The organism is Mesorhizobium sp. P2_E10 (genome assembly GCF_056404235.1).
The window spans coordinates 45,294-59,818 of sequence record NZ_JBFUEK010000016.1 but is presented as its reverse complement, the minus strand read 5'-3'; the positions used below and the strand labels follow the sequence as shown (position 1 = coordinate 59,818).

Here is a 14,525-nt window from a genome sequence, read left to right as displayed (position 1 = left end):
TTTCCGAAAACCGGTTCCCACTTTTCGGGATCATGCTCTAGCTGCCCATGATCGCTGCTGCCAGAATCTGACAGCAGCATCTCCTATGGTCTTCGTATCGAAACCCTTGGAGAGCAGAAAATGACAACTCCCAATTTCATCATCCTCTATGTCGACAAGCCCGAGCAGAGCGGCGTCTTCTACAGCGCGCTGTTCGGCCGCCAGCCGGTCGAGACGTCGCCGACCTTCGTGCTGTTCGTGCTCGACAACGGCTTCAAGCTCGGCCTCTGGTCGCGCCATACGGTGGAGCCGGCCGCCGAGGCCGCGGGCGGCGGTGCGGAGATCGTCTTTGCGCTGGAAACGCCGGATGCCGTCGATGCCACCCATGCCGATTGGGTCGGGCGTGGGCTGAACATCCTGCAGATGCCAACCGACATGGATTTCGGCCGCACTTTCGTCGCGCTCGATCCTGACAATCATCGGCTGCGCGTCTATTGGCTGAACGATGGAGAACAGGCCAATGGGGAACAGAAATGAGCGGGCATTGGATCGCGGTCGCTTCGGCCGAGCATGTGCGGCGCGGCCGACGCGACGGCTTTATGCAGGTCAACCACGGCAAGGCAGCGCCGCTTCGCCGCATCAAACCCGGCGATGGCATTGTCTACTATTCGCCGACCACCATTTTGGGCGAGAAGGACGGCCTACAGTCGTTCACCGCCATCGGCACGGTGCGCGAAGGCGAGCCCTATCAGGGCGACATGGGCGGCGGCTTCACGCCCTACCGCCGTGACGTCGAATGGGCAAAGTCGCAAGAGGCGCCGATCAAGCCGCTGCTCGATAGGCTCGACTTCACCGCCGGCAAGTCGAACTGGGGTTATCAGCTGCGTTTCGGCCTGTTTGCGGTCAGCGAGGGTGATTTCTCGCTGATCGCCGAGGCGATGGGGGTCGAAATCAAGCAGGATGCTACCGCTTGAGCGCCTTGTAGACGGCAATGCCGGCGGCGAGGTCTTCGAGGGCGGCACCAACCGACTTGAACAGGGTGATCTCGTCCGGGCTTTGCCGGCCTTTCCTCTCACCACGCGCCAATTCATGCAGGTCGGCGACGATGGCTTCCGCTTTCAGCACGCCGGAGGCCAGCGGCTGGACGATGTCGCCGGCTTCCTTGGTGGCGCCGGCGCGGGTGTCGAGATAGACGCAGGCCCGCGCGATGGCATCGTCGTCGCTTTCGCGCATGGTTGGCGTGAAGCCGCCGACCAGATCGACATGGGTTCCCGGCCGCAACAGCGCGCCCCGGATCAGCGGCGTCGTGGTGATAGTGGCCGACGAGATGATATCGGCCTGGCCGAGTTCGGCGTCGAGATCGCCCGCGGCTTCAGCGGCAAAACCTTCGGCGCGCAGATCCGCCGCAACCTTTTCGGCATTGGCTGGCGTGCGGTTCCAGATGCGGATGGATTTGATCGGCCGCACCGCCGAATGCGCCTTGGCCAGAAACGGCGATAGCGCGCCGGCGCCGACCACCAGCAGCCGCGAAGCGTCCTTGCGGGCGAGATAGGAGGCGGCCAGCGCCGAGGCGCATGCGGTGCGCCACTGCGTCAGCCGCTGGCCGTCGATCAAGGCTTCAGGCTCGCCGGTGGCGCCGTCGAGCAAGAGGTAAAGCCCCATCACTGCAGGCTTGCCGATGGAGTTGTTGTCGGGGGAGACCGTGACGATCTTGACGCCGATATGGCCGCCGGCAGAGGTGCCGGCGGCGTTGAAGTCGGTCCAGGCCGGCATCAGCAGCAGTGTCGAGGCCGCGCCATCGGGCCGTTCGACCGTGTGGTGATGACGGACCGGCTGCACCGCACCGTCACGGAAGGCCACGCGCAATGTCTCGACCAGTCCTGGAAAGGTCAGCGCATGGTCGACCTCGGCGGCCGAAATGGTCAGCATGAATAACTCCGTGGAGAAAGCGCGATCTGGCGCTTCAATTCGTCGGTTTCGGCAAGGCAGACCCTTGGGCCGCGCCTTGTGGCGCGGCCGGCGCACGGCTGACCGCCTGGCGCAGGTTCTCGGCCTCGACGCCGCGCTGGCGCGCCAGCTTGCGATAGCGGCCCTGCCTGACCCAGGTCGCCAGGCTGCCGACGATCATGCCGACGGCGAGCGCGAGGAACAGGTAGATGAAGAGCGGCAAGGTCAGCGTCAGCGCCGGATTGCCAGGATGGAATGGGTCGAGCGTGAAGGCAACCAGTTCGCGATTGGCCACGGCAAGCGCGATCAGGATGATTGCCAGCGGCACGAAGACCACGATGAGAACAAAGCGATTGAACATAGTATTTCCTGTCGAAAGGTGGGCCGTGCCGACGGCCGGCATGGCCCATGAACCCGCGGCGCCTATTTGCCGCCGTTCAGCCTTTCGCGCAACTCCTTGCCGGTCTTGAAGAACGGCACCCATTTCTCCTCGACCTCGACGGATTCGCCGGTGCGTGGGTTGCGCCCGGTGCGGGCGGGGCGGTTTTTCACCGAAAAAGCGCCGAAGCCGCGCAGTTCGACCCGGTTGCCTTCGGCAAGGGCGTCGGTGATCTCGTCGAAAATAGCGCCGACGATGTTTTCAACGTCGCGCAGGAAAAGATGCGGGTTGCGCGTGGCAATAATTTGCACAAGTTCGGATTTGATCATGAGAGGGGTCCCCGTGAAAGCACTGCGGTCGAAATTATGAGGATGATTTTATTTGCTTTTTTCACTCGTCCCAGAAGGCTTACAAAGGGTGCCAGACGGAAACGAGACCGTCAAGAAACAAGCGGTCGGCGCCAAGTTCCTCAATGACGTCGCCGCTGGCGCCCGGCAGGCCGAGCGCGCTGCCGATGTTCTGCGCCACGGCTTTCGAGAACAGGAAGCCACCGCTCTTTTCGGTGCTCTTCCATTCCACCACCTTGAGCTTGGCATCGACACCCTTGGTCGCCAGCCAGTCGATCGCCTCTTGTTCACCGCCGACGGCGTCGATCAGCCGGTTGGCGACGCCCTGCCGGCCAGTGAAGATCGAACCGTCGGCAAGCGCCAGCGCTTGCTCGCGGGTCATCTTGCGGCGTTCGGCGACGATGCCGACGAACCAATCGTAGCTGTCGAGGATGAGTTTGCGGACCATGGCGCGCTCGTCGTCATTGGTCGGCTTGAAGGGTGAGGGCGAGGCTTTCAGCGGTGAAGATTTCACCTCTTCGAGCTTGATGCCGAGCTTGTCCATGAGGCCGCTGACATCGGGATACTGGATGAGCACGCCGATCGAGCCGACGATCGAGGTTTTGCGGGCAACGATATGGTCCGTGGCGGTTGCGATCATGTAGCCGGCGGACGCGGCGAGCGTGCCGACCTCGGCCACCACCGGCTTGTCGGCGGCGAGCTTGCGCACTTCCTCGTAAATGGATTCGCCACCGACCGTGGTGCCGCCTGGCGAATCGATCGACAGGATCACGCCTTTCACCGTCGAGGACTGGCGGATGGTTTCCAGCCGTTTGATCAGTTCCTCGTCCTCGGTGATGGTGCCTTCGATCCTGACCTTGGCGATATGGCTAACGCCTGTGCCGGCGAAGTCGTCATCATAAACCCAGGCTGAAAGGGCGATCAGCCCGGCCGCTACCACGGCAAACGCCGCAACACGCCAGAACGTCAGCTTGCGTCGCAAACGGCGGCGGTCGATCAGGTCGTCGGCTCTCAGTGCCATGGTCAGCCTCATGGTGGGTGGGAAGAGATGCTTTTAGAGCAAGCGTCCGCGCCCGGCTACCGTTTCCTGATGGGCGCGCGCCCAACACGGGATCGTCAACGCCGGCGAAGCGGTATTTGATGAAAAATTAACGCTGCGCGCCCGTATCTGGTATGAAGTGCGGACAGTTGTGTTGACTTCATTTTCGTTTGTACAACAGCAGCCGTCACATTTTTGCGATTTTCCTCCGCTTGTGCTTGCTTGCGGAGGTCGACATCCCACCTATGTGCGGTGTCTGGCGGGCAAGGGTTTATAGAAAGCAGTTATGTTAGCGCGACCGAATGAACCGACCAATGCCGAGACGGTATTGGCTCCTGCGGTGCCCGGCACTGCGCGGGTCGACGCCTTTGGCCTTGCGCAGCGCCATTCGCGCCGCGTCCGCGTGTTGAAGTTCCTCGTGCCGCTGGCTGCTGCCCTGATCGCCATTGCCTTTCCGGTGTACTCCTACCTTGCGGCTCCCATTTCCGTTCGGGTGCAGGCCGATGGCACCGCCTATGCCGACGGCAAGCTGGTGATGGCCAACCCCAAGCTCAACGGATTCACCAAGCAGAAGCTGCCCTATTCGCTGACAGCCTTGCGCGCCACCCAGGACGTCGGCAAGCAGGACATCATCGATCTGGAAGGCATCAATGCCAAAGTGCCGCTCACGGCCGACAATGTGGCAACGGTCAATGCGACACGCGGCATCTACAATCGCGCCGGCAACACGATGGACCTGACCAGCGATGTCACCGTGACTACGACCGATGGCGTCGAGGCGAAATTCAAATCGGTCTTTCTCGACATGGGCAAAGGCTCTATGAAGACGAATGATCCCGTCGACGTCAGCCGTGGCGGGTCGCGTATCACGGCGGATTCGATGTCGGTCCAGGACAATGGCAAGGTCCTGGTCTTCGAAAACAGAGTGCGCGTCAACATCGATCCCGCCAGTCTGAAGGCGGCAGAGGCAAAGAGCGGAGAATCGAATGCGGCCCAGTAGTTCGACACGGCTTGTGGCCGCAACTTCGGCGCTGCTGCTGCTTGGGCTGACGCCATCGCTGGCCCAGTCCAGCACCAGCCAGGTGTCCGGGCTGCAATTGTCCGGCGACAAGCCGATCCAGATCGAAAGCGACAAGCTGGAGGTCCGCCAGGCGGACAGCCTCGCGGTGTTCACGGGCAATGTCACGGTCATTCAGGGGCCGACCATGCTCAAGGCCGGCAAGATGACGGTCTACTATGTCAAGGATCCGAACGCCGCCAAGGGCGCCGCCGCCAATGCCTCGGCGATGACCGGCTCGGCCAACATCGATCATTTGGACGTCGACAACCGGGTCTATATCAAATCGAACGACCAGATCGCCACCGGCGACCGCGGCACCTTCGACATGAAAACCGAAGTGCTCGTCCTGTCCGGCAAGGAAGTGGTTCTGTCTCAGGGCGACAACGTGCTCAAAGGCTGCAAGCTTACCGTGCAGATGAAGAGCGGCCTGGCCCAGGTCGACGCTTGCGGCGGGCGCGTCATCATGTCGATCACGCCGCCGCCGAAGTCGGGAGCGGCGAAGCCCTAATGGTCGACGTATCATCGCTGATGGCGCGTCTTCCAGGGCGGGCCGCCAGCAAGCTTGCGGCACCGGCCACGGTCACCGTCGATCCGGCAAAGTTCAAGGGAACCTTGATCGCGAAAGGCCTGACCAAGAGCTACAAGGGCCGCAAGGTGGTCAGCGGCGTGACCATCGGCGTGCGCGCCGGCGAGGCGGTCGGTCTGCTCGGGCCCAACGGCGCCGGCAAGACGACCTGTTTCTACATGGTCACCGGACTGGTGCCGGTCGACGAAGGCACGATCGAGATCGACGGCTTCGACGTCACCTCGATGCCGATGTATCGCCGCGCCCGCCTCGGCATCGGCTACCTTCCCCAGGAAGCGTCGATCTTCCGCGGCCTCAATGTCGAGCAGAACATCCGCGCCGTGCTGGAAGTGGTCGAAAAGGACCGCAAGGCGCGCGAGCGGGCGCTGGACGAACTGCTCGAGGAATTTCACATCAGCCATTTGCGCAAGGCGCCGTCGATGTCGCTTTCCGGCGGCGAGCGGCGACGGCTTGAAATCGCGCGGGCGCTGGCGACGCGGCCGGCTTACATGCTGCTCGACGAGCCTTTCGCCGGCATCGATCCGATCGCCGTCGCCGATATCCAGCAGCTCGTGCGCCATCTGACGGCGCGCGGCATCGGCGTGCTCATCACCGATCACAATGTCCGCGAGACGCTCGGCCTGATCGACCGCGCCTACATCATCCATGCCGGCCAGGTGCTGACGCATGGCCGGGCGGATGAAGTGGTCGCCAATGCGGATGTGCGGCGCCTGTATCTCGGTGAGGGATTTACGCTCTAAGCGTGAAATCCCCGCCCAATTCGATTTTTCAAGAAAATTTCGATCGTTTTTCGCGATTTTTCTCGACGCTAACGCCGGGGTAACCGGCTTTTGCTAGCAATTGCCTTGACAAGCAAAAGCCGGGCCAGTTTGTATGACCGGCTGGGAAAATTGGTCCCGACAGTTCCGGATGCGTAAACGAGGCGTTTGAAACCGAACCATGGCGCTGGCTGCCAAACTACAGTTCCGACAATCCCAGTCGCTGGTGATGACGCCGCAGCTGATGCAGTCGATTCGGCTGCTGCAGCTCACCCATATCGAGCTTGAACACTTCATCGACGATGAGATCGAGCGCAATCCGCTTCTGGAGCGCGCCGAACCCCAGGACGACGCCGCCAGCGACCAGGCGCAGAAGGCCGACGCCGCGCCCGAACCCGCGGCCGAGGGCGACTGGTTCGAGAACGAGACGCAATGGAGCGCCGAGGCGATCTCGGACAAGCTCGATACCTCGCTGGAAAACCTGTTTCAGGACGATCCTGGCACGAGCGAGCGGCTTGGGCCTGACCTGACGGCGCAATGGAAATCGGCCGCCGGCAACAGTTCCGCGTCCTCGGGCGAAGGCTTCGACGTCGGCGACATGGCTGCCGCCGCCATCACCATGCGCGAGCATGTCGGCGAGCAGATTGCCCTTGCCTTTGCCGATCCGGCGGAGCGGCTGATTGCCGGCGAGTTGGCCGATGGCCTCGACGAGGCCGGCTACATGCGCGCCGATATGGAGGAGGTCGCGGCCCGTCTTGGCACCGACGCTGCCACGGTGGCCAAGGTACTGGCGGTCTGCCAGACATTCGAGCCTGTCGGCCTGTTTGCCCGCGACCTCGCCGAATGCCTGTCGCTGCAGCTGGTCGTGCGCGACCGGTTCGATCCGGCGATGAAGGCGCTGATTGCCAATCTGGAACTGCTGGCGCGGCGGGATTTCCAGACGCTGAAACGGATTTGCGGCGTCGACGAGGAGGATCTCCTCGACATGCTGGCCGAAATCCGGGCGCTCGATCCGCGACCCGGCACTGCGTTTTCGGGCGGCACCAGCGACGCCATCGTCGCCGATGTCGAAGTGCGGGCGGCAAACGATGGCAGCTGGACGGTGGAACTTAACGCCGAAACGCTGCCGCGCGTGCTGGTCGACCACATTTATTTCGCCCAGGTTTCGCCGCAGGCAAAAAACCAGACGGAACGGGATTTTCTGGCCGAGTGCCTGCAAAATGCCAACTGGCTGACGCGCAGCCTCGACCAGCGGGCCAAGACCATCCTCAAGGTCGCCTCGGAAATCGTGCGCCAGCAGGATGCGTTTCTCATGCATGGCGTGCGTCACCTCAGGCCGCTCAACCTGCGCACGGTGGCCGACGCCATCGGCATGCACGAGTCGACGGTCAGCCGGGTCACGGCCAACAAATACATGCTGACGCCGCGCGGTGTGTTCGAACTGCGCTATTTCTTCACCGCCTCTATCGCAGCGTCGGGCGGCGGCGATGCGCATTCGTCGGAAGCGGTGCGCGATCGCATCAAACAGCTGATCGACGAGGAAAAACCCGTCGACGTGCTTTCCGACGACGCGATTGTGGATATGTTGCGCGAAAATGGCGTCGATATCGCCCGGCGCACGGTCGCCAAGTACCGGGAAGGCATGAACATTCCGTCCTCGGTGCAGCGGCGGCGCGAAAAGCGCGCGCTGGCCAGCGCCGGCCGCTGAATGCCGACTGAATTTCCACGGTTTTTGCGCTTCATTGACAAGCTGCAATGAAGTGGCTAGAAGCCCGCCCGCATGAGACGGGCTGGATTGCCCGCATGCAAATGGTCCGTCACGACGTAGGCCACGGGACGGCCAAGAGGCGGCTTGTGATCAATCGGAAAGTCCGGATTTAAAATCGGCGCGAGTGACGCCGCAAAGCTTGTGCGCACGGACCACGAGTATAAACTCGGGCCAGTTTGAAGCCTGAGCAAGGAAGGTCAGTTTTCAGATGAAGCTGCGCATATCGGGAAAACATATGGATATCGGCGATGCGTTTCGTACGCGCATCACCGACCGTGTCGGCGAGGCGATCGGAAAATATTTCGATCGGGGCTTTTCGGGGCACGTCACCGTCATCAAATCGGGGTCGCGCTATTCGGCCGATTGCATGATCAGGCTGGATTCCGGTGCTTCGCTGCAGGCAACCGGCGATGCCCAGGATCCGACGCTTGCCTTCGAGGCCGCCGCCGACCGCCTCGAAACCCGCCTTCGACGCTACAAGCGCCGGCTGAAATCGCACAATTCGGGGGCCTCCAATGGCGAGCCGACCGACATCGCCTACACGGTGATGGCGCCGCTCGCCGATGACGACGAGGACATTCCGGAGAATTTCGCGCCAGCCATCGTTGCCGAATCAACCATGACGCTGCAGACCATGTCGGTGGCGTCAGCGGTGATCGAGCTCGACACCAAGGACACCCCGGTCTTCGTTTTCCGCAACGCCGGAAACGATCATCTCAACATCGTCTATCGCCGGCCAGACGGAAATATCGGCTGGATCGACCCGTCCACGACCAAAGTCGCGCAGGCGTGACCACAATGGTCGCGCAGGTGACGACAATAGTCGCACAGAGATAGAAGCCAGCCGCGCGAGGGGCGAGGACTGGCGACGGCAGGCGAACAAGGGAATTTCAAGCATGGATCTGAGCGATCTTATCAACGTTCCGGCGATCATGCCGGCGTTGAAGGCGAACTCGAAGAAGCAGCTGCTGCAATTGCTCTCCGAAAGGGCGGCGGCAATTTCGGGTATTCCGGAGCGGGAGGTGTTCGACACGATCCTGCAGCGCGAACGGCTGGGCTCCACCGGCGTCGGCAACGGCATCGCAATTCCGCACGGCAAGCTGGCCGGGGTGAAGCGAATTGCCGGGGTGTTTGCCCGGCTGGAGACGCCGGTCGATTTCGAGGCGCTGGACGACCAGCCGGTCGACCTTGTGTTCCTGCTGCTGGCCCCGGAAGGGGCGGGTGCCGACCACCTCAAGGCCTTGTCACGCATCGCGCGGGTGTTGCGCGATGCCGACACGGTGGCCAAGGTCAGGGGCACGCGCGACGCCGTGGCAATCCACGCGCTGCTGTCGGACACACAGGCCTCGCACGCAGCCTGACGTTTTTTCGGATTAAGTCTGCTTTTGGACTAAGTTTGTCGGGGGCCGCCTTGAGCGGCCCTATCCGTTTCAGCCAACCTAGTCGCTTTAGTGAATGGCGACGGTGGTCAGATCGTTTTCCATGGCGCCGGCCAAAGCGCGGTCGCGCGCGTCGGAAAGCAGGATCGGCTGGCCGTTGGCGGCAAACAGCGCCCACAGCTCCATGCCGGGTTCGATTTCACCAAGGCCAGGGAAGCGACCGAGCAAATCGTCGCTCGACACTTTCCGGAGATAGGCGACCGAGCCTTCGCCGAGATGGGCGAATTCGCCGCTGGTCATGGCGATATTTTCGTGAGTTCTGGGCATTTCAAGCCTCCTTGGCGCGAGACGCCGCCCTTTTCCGGGGCAACAGGCCATCCCGCATGAGAGCCATCGGTAAAGATCAGTCTTTCACCGATATGTTTATTTTCCGTACCAGCCGTTCGGACTCCGGCCGATCGAGGTCGATCGACAAAAGACCGTTCTTCAGCTCCGCCGCGATCACCCGCATGCCGTCGGCCAGCACGAAACAGCGCTGGAACTGGCGCGCGGCGATGCCGCGGTGAAGGAATTCGCGCTCGGTGTCGTCGTTCTGACGGCCGCGCACGACCAACTGGTTCTCCTCCGTGGTGACATCGAGATCGCTTTCCGCGAAACCGGCGACAGCGAGTGTGATACGCAGCCTTTCGGCCTTGCCGTCGGCACCGCTGAGGCGCTCGATGTTGTAAGGAGGATAGCTGTCACCCGATTTTGCCAGACGCTCAAGGGTCTTTTCCATGGCGTCGAAGCCCAAGAGAAGCGGGCTGGAAAAGGGCGTCATTCGGCTCATGTTACACTGTCCTCTTTGGAGCGACATAAAGTGGAAAAACCCGGATGGCATTTTTCCCGATGGTCTTGATATGGTCCGCGCCGCGGCCAAGTTCAAGCCGTCAAAAAACCCCGCCCAAAAAGACTCCCCAGACAAGGAAATGAAATGCCCCATACCCACAGGATCATCATCGACACGGATCCCGGCCAGGACGATGCCGTCGCCATATTGCTGGCACTCGGCAGCACTGAGCTGGAGATCGTCGGCATCACTGCTGTTGCCGGCAACGTGCCGCTGAAGCTCACCGAGAAGAACGCGCGCAAGATCTGCGAACTGGCAGGCCGGCCTGACATCAAGGTCTATGCCGGCGCCATCCGGCCGCTGGCACGTCAGCTCGTGACCGCCGAGGAAGTGCATGGCAAGACCGGCCTCAACGGACCGCAGCTTGCCGAACCAACAATGCCGCTGCAGGACCAGTACGCGGTCGATTTCATCGTCGAGACGCTGATGAAAGAACCGAGCGGCACGATCACACTATGTGCCCTCGGGCCACTCACCAACATTGCGCTGGCGCTGATCCGCGAGCCCAAGATCGCGCCGCGCATCAAGGAAATCGTGCTGATGGGCGGTGGTTTCTTCGAAGGCGGCAACGTCACCCCGACCGCCGAATTCAACATTTATGTCGACCCGCATGCCGCCGATATCGTGTTCAAATCCGGCATTCCGATCGTCATGATGCCGCTCGACGTCACCCACAAGGCGCTGACCACGGCCAAGCGCACGCAGGCCTTTCGCACGCTCGGCACCAGGGTCGGCAATGCCACCGCCGACATGCTCGAATTCTTCGAACGCTTCGACGAGGAGAAATACGGCACCGATGGCGGGCCGCTGCACGACCCGTGCGTCATCGCCTATCTGCTGAAGCCGGAGCTGTTCAAGGGCCGCAACTGCAACGTCACGGTGGAAACAGCCTCGGAGCTCACCATGGGCATGACCGTGATCGACTGGTGGGGCGTCACCAAGCGGCCGAAGAACGCCATGGTAATGCGCGACATCGACCATGACGCCTTTTTCGCCTTGCTGGTGGAAAGGTTGGGGCGGCTTTAGGGCCGCTTTTCCTTCTCCCCGTTTACGGGGAGAAGGTCCCGCAGGGGGATGAGGGGCGGCGCAAACGCTGATATTTTTGCCTCCAACCCCGGCGCTGCCCCTCACCCGGTCGCTGCGCGACCACCCTCTCCCCGTAAACGGGGTGAGGGAAGAGGCCCTTACTTCGCCTTTGAAAAGGCCAGCCAGAGGCCGCCGCCGACCAGGAAGCTGCCGCTGATCCTGGACATCAGCTTGATGCGGCTGGCCGACAGCAGGCGGCCGGCGCGGGCGGAGGCGAGCGCATAGGTCGAATCCGAGACGGCGGCGAAGATCATGGCGGTGAGGCCCATGACCACGATCTGCAGCGTGTAATTGCCCTGAGGGGCGATGAACTGCGGGAAGAAGGCGCCGAAGAAGACCAGCGTCTTGGGGTTGCTGAGCGCCACCAGCAGGCCTTGCAGGAAGAAGCCGCCGCGCGGCTTCCTGGCCGATCCGTCGGCATTCAGCGTGCCCTTGGAGCGGAACATCTGCACGCCCATCCAGATCAGGTAGGCGGCGCCGATCAGGCGCACCCATTCGAACCAGTGGCCCATGCCCGTGATCAGCGTGTTGAGGCCGATGCCGACAATAGCGATCATTATGGCAAGCCCGGCCTGCGTGCCGGCGACGTTGGCGAGGCCGGCGCGCGAGCCATGGCGGATGCTGTTGGCGATGATCAAAGTGACCGTCGGTCCCGGCACCAGGATGATCACAAGGCAAGCGAGAAGGTAGGCAGCGTAGAGTTCCAGCGACATGGGGGATTCCTCGACAAAGTGCCGCTCTTCGATGCGGCGAGCCACGATCAAAACATGACGGCGATGCCGGTGCAAGCCGGCGGGACATGTCGCCGACAATACTGGCCTGTTCAGGCGCCGGCCTGCCATGGCAGCGTCGCTTCGTAGGCCGCAGCTGCTCTCAGCACGGCAAGATCGCCACGCGGCCGCCCGATCAGTTGCATGCCCATCGGCCGGCCCTGGTCGTCGAAACCGACCGGCACGTTGACCGCCGGACAGCCGCCCAGCGTGGCAAAGGCCGAGACCTGCATCCAGCGGTGGTAGCTGTCCATGGCACGTCCTGCCACTTCCCTTGGCCAGTGCGTGGCGACGTCGAAAGGAAACACCTGCGCGGTCGGCAGCGCGATGAGGTCGAAGCGCTCGAACAGCGACAGCAGCATCTTATGCCAAGAGGTGCGGACAACCGAGGCTGCGCGGATCTGCGGCGCTGTCAGCCGCATGGCGTTCTCGACCTCCCAGACGGCTTCCGGCTTGAGCAGGGTGCGCTTGTGCGGGTCGTCATAGTGGATCTTCAGCGCCGAGCCGCTGGTCGCCTGGCGTAGCGTCACGAAGGCTTGCCACAGCGCTTCAAAATCGAAATCCGGAAGCAGCGGTTCGGTCAGGAAGGACGCTTCCGCGAAGCGGCCGAGTGATGCCTCGCACAGATCGAGGATGCCAGGCTCGATCGGTAGATGACCGCCGAGGTCGCCAAGCCAGGCGACGCGGCCGCCGCTTGCCGGCGTGGCGACTCCGTCGAGGAAGGAGCCCGGCTTTTCCCAGGACAAGGGCGCTTGCGGATGATAACCCGCCTGCACATCGAGCAGCAGCGCCATGTCACCGATGTTGCGGCCCATCGGCCCGTCGATGCCCATCTGGGCATGAAAGACCTCAAGATCCGGTCCGCCGGGAACAAGTCCCTGCGAGGGGCGAAAACCGTAGACATTGTTCCAGGCAGCCGGATTGCGCAGCGAGCCGCCAAAGTCGCTGCCGTCGGCGACGGGAACCATGTCGAGCGCCAGCGCGACAGCCGCACCGCCGCTCGAGCCGCCGGCGGTCAAGGCCGGATCGAAAGCGTTCAGCGTCGGGCCGAACACGTTGTTGTAGGTGTTGGAGCCAAGGCCGAATTCGGGAACGTTGGTCTTGCCGATGATGATGGCGCCGGCCTTGCGGATGCGCTCGACGAAGAAATCATCCTCCTGCGGCACGAAATCGGCGAAGATCGGCGAGCCGAAACTGGTCCTCAGCCCCTTGGTCATGGCGAGGTCTTTTATAGCGATCGGTAGGCCGAACAGGGGGCCGGCATCCCCTCCATTCGCCAGATGGGCGTCGGCCTTGTCGGCCTCGCGCAAAATGTCGCCGCGGTCGCGCAGCGAGACGATGGCGTTGACCATTGGGTTCACGGCTTCGATGCGGTCGAGGAAGGCCGCGACCACCTCGTGCACCGACAGACGGCGGTGGCTGATCGCGTCGGCGAGCGCCACCGCCGACAGGCGACAGATATCGCCGGCGGGCGGCACGGCGTGTTTGGTGGCCGGACGCATGGCGATCACGCTTTGGCAGCCTGCAAGGCGGCGTCGACGTCCGCCGCCAGCGGGATCGCCGGCTGGGCGCCGGGCTTAAGGCAGGCGAGCGACCCGGCGGCTGCCGCACGAGCGAGCGACTGTTCGAGCGCCAGGCCGGATGACAGGCCGGCGGCGAAATAGCCGCAGAAAGTGTCGCCGGCGCCGACCGTATCAACCGGGGTGATTTTCAGCGCCGGAACGGTCAGGAAATCATCCGGCGTTGCGGCTAGCACGCCATCGCCGCCGAGCGTGACGACGATGGTGCGGCCGGTCTTGCCGGCAAAGTCGCGCATCCGCGCCGGGCGGTCGCGGCCTTTCAACGACAGTGCTTCGCCGTAGAGGTCGAATTCGGTTTCATTGGCGACGACATAGTCGGCCTTTGCGAGGAGAGCGGCCGCCTCGCCGCGGAAGGGGGCTGTGTTGAGCACGGTGATCGCGCCTGCCGCTCGAGCGGCGTCAAGTGCTGCATCGACTGTCTGCAGCGGGATTTCGTGCTGCAGCAGCGCGACATCGCCCTTTCCGAGGAAAGCCTTGGCAAGATCGCCAGGCACAACCGAATCATTGGCGCCGGGCGCGACGGCAATGATGTTCTCGCCGTCGTCGCCGACCATGATCAGCGCCGTGCCGGTCGAGGCGAAGGTTTCACCGACGCCGGACAGATCGACCTTGCCGATGCGCAGCAGCGCCAGCGCCTCGGTGGCGAAATTATCCTTGCCGACCGCACCAACCATGCGCACCTTGGCGCCGGCTCGCGCGGCGGCCAGCGCCTGGTTGGCGCCCTTGCCGCCAGGAGCGGTGGTGAAACCGGAGCCGCGAACCGTCTCGCCGGGTGCGGGCAAGCGGTCGACCTTGGCGATAAGATCGAGATTGATCGAGCCGATGACGATGATCAAGGAATGCCTCCTCATGAATGCGCGGGAAGCTATCCTGTAAGATCGCTGCTTTCCAGAGCCTGCTGATGTGCCAGCGCTCTGTCATTGCGCCATTCACTGGCAAGGCGATGTCGTTCTTGCCA

At 62.9% G+C, this 14,525-nt stretch carries 18 protein-coding genes; 9 read left to right on the top strand and 9 right to left on the bottom strand.

Annotated elements, in window-relative coordinates; translation table 11 throughout:
• Positions 1-120 precede the first annotated feature (120 nt).
• Both AC1D0N_RS27405 and AC1D0N_RS27400 read left to right on the top strand, forming a co-directional pair.
• Positions 121-516: a VOC family protein gene (locus AC1D0N_RS27405; protein WP_477249210.1), complete on the top strand. Its 396-nt coding sequence runs from the start codon at positions 121-123 to the stop codon at positions 514-516.
• A complete protein-coding gene (locus AC1D0N_RS27400; protein WP_477249208.1) occupies positions 513-953 on the top strand; it encodes an EVE domain-containing protein in 441 nt (146 codons plus the stop codon). Before AC1D0N_RS27405 ends, AC1D0N_RS27400 begins: the two co-directional genes overlap by 4 nt.
• Here the strand turns inward: AC1D0N_RS27400 and lhpI are convergent.
• The 4 genes from lhpI to sppA all read right to left on the bottom strand — a co-directional run bounded on the left by lhpI (position 943) and on the right by sppA (position 3,673).
• On the bottom strand, positions 943-1,908 hold the full coding sequence (lhpI, locus tag AC1D0N_RS27395) for a bifunctional Delta(1)-pyrroline-2-carboxylate/Delta(1)-piperideine-2-carboxylate reductase (protein WP_477249207.1): 966 nt from the start codon (positions 1,906-1,908) through the stop codon (positions 943-945). The two genes, AC1D0N_RS27400 and lhpI, sit on opposite strands and share 11 nt — an antisense overlap.
• A gap of 34 nt (positions 1,909-1,942) precedes the next feature.
• Positions 1,943-2,287: a DUF1049 domain-containing protein gene (locus AC1D0N_RS27390; protein ID WP_477249206.1), complete on the bottom strand. Its 345-nt coding sequence runs from the start codon at positions 2,285-2,287 to the stop codon at positions 1,943-1,945.
• Positions 2,288-2,349: 62 nt separating this feature from the next.
• Positions 2,350-2,634, bottom strand: a complete 285-nt coding sequence (locus AC1D0N_RS27385) for an integration host factor subunit beta (RefSeq protein ID WP_006200394.1) — start codon at positions 2,632-2,634, stop codon at positions 2,350-2,352.
• A gap of 79 nt (positions 2,635-2,713) precedes the next feature.
• Positions 2,714-3,673 carry a signal peptide peptidase SppA gene (gene sppA / locus AC1D0N_RS27380; protein WP_477249204.1) on the bottom strand — a complete coding sequence of 320 codons (960 nt, stop codon included), beginning with the start codon at positions 3,671-3,673 and terminating at the stop codon, positions 2,714-2,716.
• 304 nt (positions 3,674-3,977) lie between these two features.
• On the opposite strand from sppA, the gene lptC reads away from it, so the two are divergent.
• The 6 genes from lptC to ptsN all read left to right on the top strand — a co-directional run bounded on the left by lptC (position 3,978) and on the right by ptsN (position 9,224).
• Positions 3,978-4,691 (top strand): LPS export ABC transporter periplasmic protein LptC, encoded by a 714-nt coding sequence (gene lptC / locus AC1D0N_RS27375; RefSeq protein WP_477249203.1) that lies wholly within the window; start codon positions 3,978-3,980, stop codon positions 4,689-4,691.
• The gene (locus AC1D0N_RS27370; protein ID WP_477249202.1) at positions 4,678-5,259 is read left to right on the top strand and encodes an LptA/OstA family protein; all 582 of its coding nucleotides are present in this window, start codon (positions 4,678-4,680) and stop codon (positions 5,257-5,259) included. Before lptC ends, AC1D0N_RS27370 begins: the two co-directional genes overlap by 14 nt.
• A complete protein-coding gene (lptB, locus tag AC1D0N_RS27365) occupies positions 5,259-6,077 on the top strand; it encodes an LPS export ABC transporter ATP-binding protein (RefSeq protein ID WP_477249201.1) in 819 nt (272 codons plus the stop codon). The genes AC1D0N_RS27370 and lptB overlap by 1 nt, the downstream gene beginning before the upstream one ends.
• Positions 6,078-6,276: 199 nt before the next feature.
• Complete coding sequence (rpoN, locus tag AC1D0N_RS27360) at positions 6,277-7,803, top strand: RNA polymerase factor sigma-54 (RefSeq protein WP_477249199.1); 1,527 nt, start codon at positions 6,277-6,279, stop codon at positions 7,801-7,803.
• 268 nt (positions 7,804-8,071) lie between these two features.
• Positions 8,072-8,656: a ribosome hibernation-promoting factor, HPF/YfiA family gene (gene hpf, locus AC1D0N_RS27355; RefSeq protein WP_477249198.1), complete on the top strand. Its 585-nt coding sequence runs from the start codon at positions 8,072-8,074 to the stop codon at positions 8,654-8,656.
• Positions 8,657-8,759: 103 nt separating this feature from the next.
• Complete coding sequence (ptsN, locus tag AC1D0N_RS27350) at positions 8,760-9,224, top strand: PTS IIA-like nitrogen regulatory protein PtsN (protein ID WP_477249196.1); 465 nt, start codon at positions 8,760-8,762, stop codon at positions 9,222-9,224.
• An 87-nt stretch (positions 9,225-9,311) separates the two neighbouring features.
• On the opposite strand, the gene AC1D0N_RS27345 is transcribed toward ptsN, so the two are convergent.
• Both AC1D0N_RS27345 and AC1D0N_RS27340 read right to left on the bottom strand, forming a co-directional pair.
• The gene (locus AC1D0N_RS27345) at positions 9,312-9,569 is read right to left on the bottom strand and encodes a BQ00720 family protein (RefSeq protein WP_477249194.1); all 258 of its coding nucleotides are present in this window, start codon (positions 9,567-9,569) and stop codon (positions 9,312-9,314) included.
• Between the two features lie 76 nt (positions 9,570-9,645).
• Entirely contained in the window at positions 9,646-10,071 is a 426-nt protein-coding gene (locus tag AC1D0N_RS27340; protein WP_352935401.1) for an Hsp20 family protein, read from the bottom strand.
• 144 nt (positions 10,072-10,215) lie between these two features.
• Here AC1D0N_RS27340 and AC1D0N_RS27335 point away from each other — a divergent pair, with 144 nt between their 5' ends.
• Entirely contained in the window at positions 10,216-11,157 is a 942-nt protein-coding gene (locus tag AC1D0N_RS27335) for a nucleoside hydrolase (RefSeq protein WP_477249192.1), read from the top strand.
• Between the two features lie 158 nt (positions 11,158-11,315).
• Here the strand turns inward: AC1D0N_RS27335 and AC1D0N_RS27330 are convergent, their stop codons facing one another.
• The 3 genes from AC1D0N_RS27330 to AC1D0N_RS27320 form a co-directional block, all read right to left on the bottom strand.
• On the bottom strand, positions 11,316-11,930 hold the full coding sequence (locus tag AC1D0N_RS27330) for a LysE family translocator (RefSeq protein ID WP_477249190.1): 615 nt from the start codon (positions 11,928-11,930) through the stop codon (positions 11,316-11,318).
• 110 nt (positions 11,931-12,040) lie between these two features.
• The gene (locus AC1D0N_RS27325; RefSeq protein ID WP_477249252.1) at positions 12,041-13,489 is read right to left on the bottom strand and encodes an amidase; all 1,449 of its coding nucleotides are present in this window, start codon (positions 13,487-13,489) and stop codon (positions 12,041-12,043) included.
• A 5-nt stretch (positions 13,490-13,494) separates the two neighbouring features.
• A complete protein-coding gene (locus tag AC1D0N_RS27320; protein ID WP_477249188.1) occupies positions 13,495-14,403 on the bottom strand; it encodes a ribokinase in 909 nt (302 codons plus the stop codon).
• Between the last annotated feature and the right edge of the window lie 122 nt (positions 14,404-14,525).

What these genes read in the sequence shown, in the direction of transcription:
- AC1D0N_RS27405 (WP_477249210.1), top strand. Translation starts at nt 121, where the DNA reads ATGACAACTCCCAATTTCATCATCCTCTATGTCGACAAGCCCGAGCAG.
- lptB (WP_477249201.1), top strand. Translation starts at nt 5,259, where the DNA reads ATGGTCGACGTATCATCGCTGATGGCGCGTCTTCCAGGGCGGGCCGCC.
- AC1D0N_RS27325 (WP_477249252.1), bottom strand. Translation starts at nt 13,489, where the DNA reads ATGCGTCCGGCCACCAAACACGCCGTGCCGCCCGCCGGCGATATCTGT.
- AC1D0N_RS27340 (WP_352935401.1), bottom strand. Translation starts at nt 10,071, where the DNA reads ATGAGCCGAATGACGCCCTTTTCCAGCCCGCTTCTCTTGGGCTTCGAC.
- sppA (WP_477249204.1), bottom strand. Translation starts at nt 3,673, where the DNA reads ATGGCACTGAGAGCCGACGACCTGATCGACCGCCGCCGTTTGCGACGC.
- AC1D0N_RS27330 (WP_477249190.1), bottom strand. Translation starts at nt 11,930, where the DNA reads ATGTCGCTGGAACTCTACGCTGCCTACCTTCTCGCTTGCCTTGTGATC.
- AC1D0N_RS27335 (WP_477249192.1), top strand. Translation starts at nt 10,216, where the DNA reads ATGCCCCATACCCACAGGATCATCATCGACACGGATCCCGGCCAGGAC.
- AC1D0N_RS27345 (WP_477249194.1), bottom strand. Translation starts at nt 9,569, where the DNA reads ATGCCCAGAACTCACGAAAATATCGCCATGACCAGCGGCGAATTCGCC.
- AC1D0N_RS27390 (WP_477249206.1), bottom strand. Translation starts at nt 2,287, where the DNA reads ATGTTCAATCGCTTTGTTCTCATCGTGGTCTTCGTGCCGCTGGCAATC.
- lptC (WP_477249203.1), top strand. Translation starts at nt 3,978, where the DNA reads ATGTTAGCGCGACCGAATGAACCGACCAATGCCGAGACGGTATTGGCT.
- AC1D0N_RS27370 (WP_477249202.1), top strand. Translation starts at nt 4,678, where the DNA reads ATGCGGCCCAGTAGTTCGACACGGCTTGTGGCCGCAACTTCGGCGCTG.
- ptsN (WP_477249196.1), top strand. Translation starts at nt 8,760, where the DNA reads ATGGATCTGAGCGATCTTATCAACGTTCCGGCGATCATGCCGGCGTTG.
- lhpI (WP_477249207.1), bottom strand. Translation starts at nt 1,908, where the DNA reads ATGCTGACCATTTCGGCCGCCGAGGTCGACCATGCGCTGACCTTTCCA.
- hpf (WP_477249198.1), top strand. Translation starts at nt 8,072, where the DNA reads ATGAAGCTGCGCATATCGGGAAAACATATGGATATCGGCGATGCGTTT.
- AC1D0N_RS27385 (WP_006200394.1), bottom strand. Translation starts at nt 2,634, where the DNA reads ATGATCAAATCCGAACTTGTGCAAATTATTGCCACGCGCAACCCGCAT.
- rpoN (WP_477249199.1), top strand. Translation starts at nt 6,277, where the DNA reads ATGGCGCTGGCTGCCAAACTACAGTTCCGACAATCCCAGTCGCTGGTG.
- AC1D0N_RS27400 (WP_477249208.1), top strand. Translation starts at nt 513, where the DNA reads ATGAGCGGGCATTGGATCGCGGTCGCTTCGGCCGAGCATGTGCGGCGC.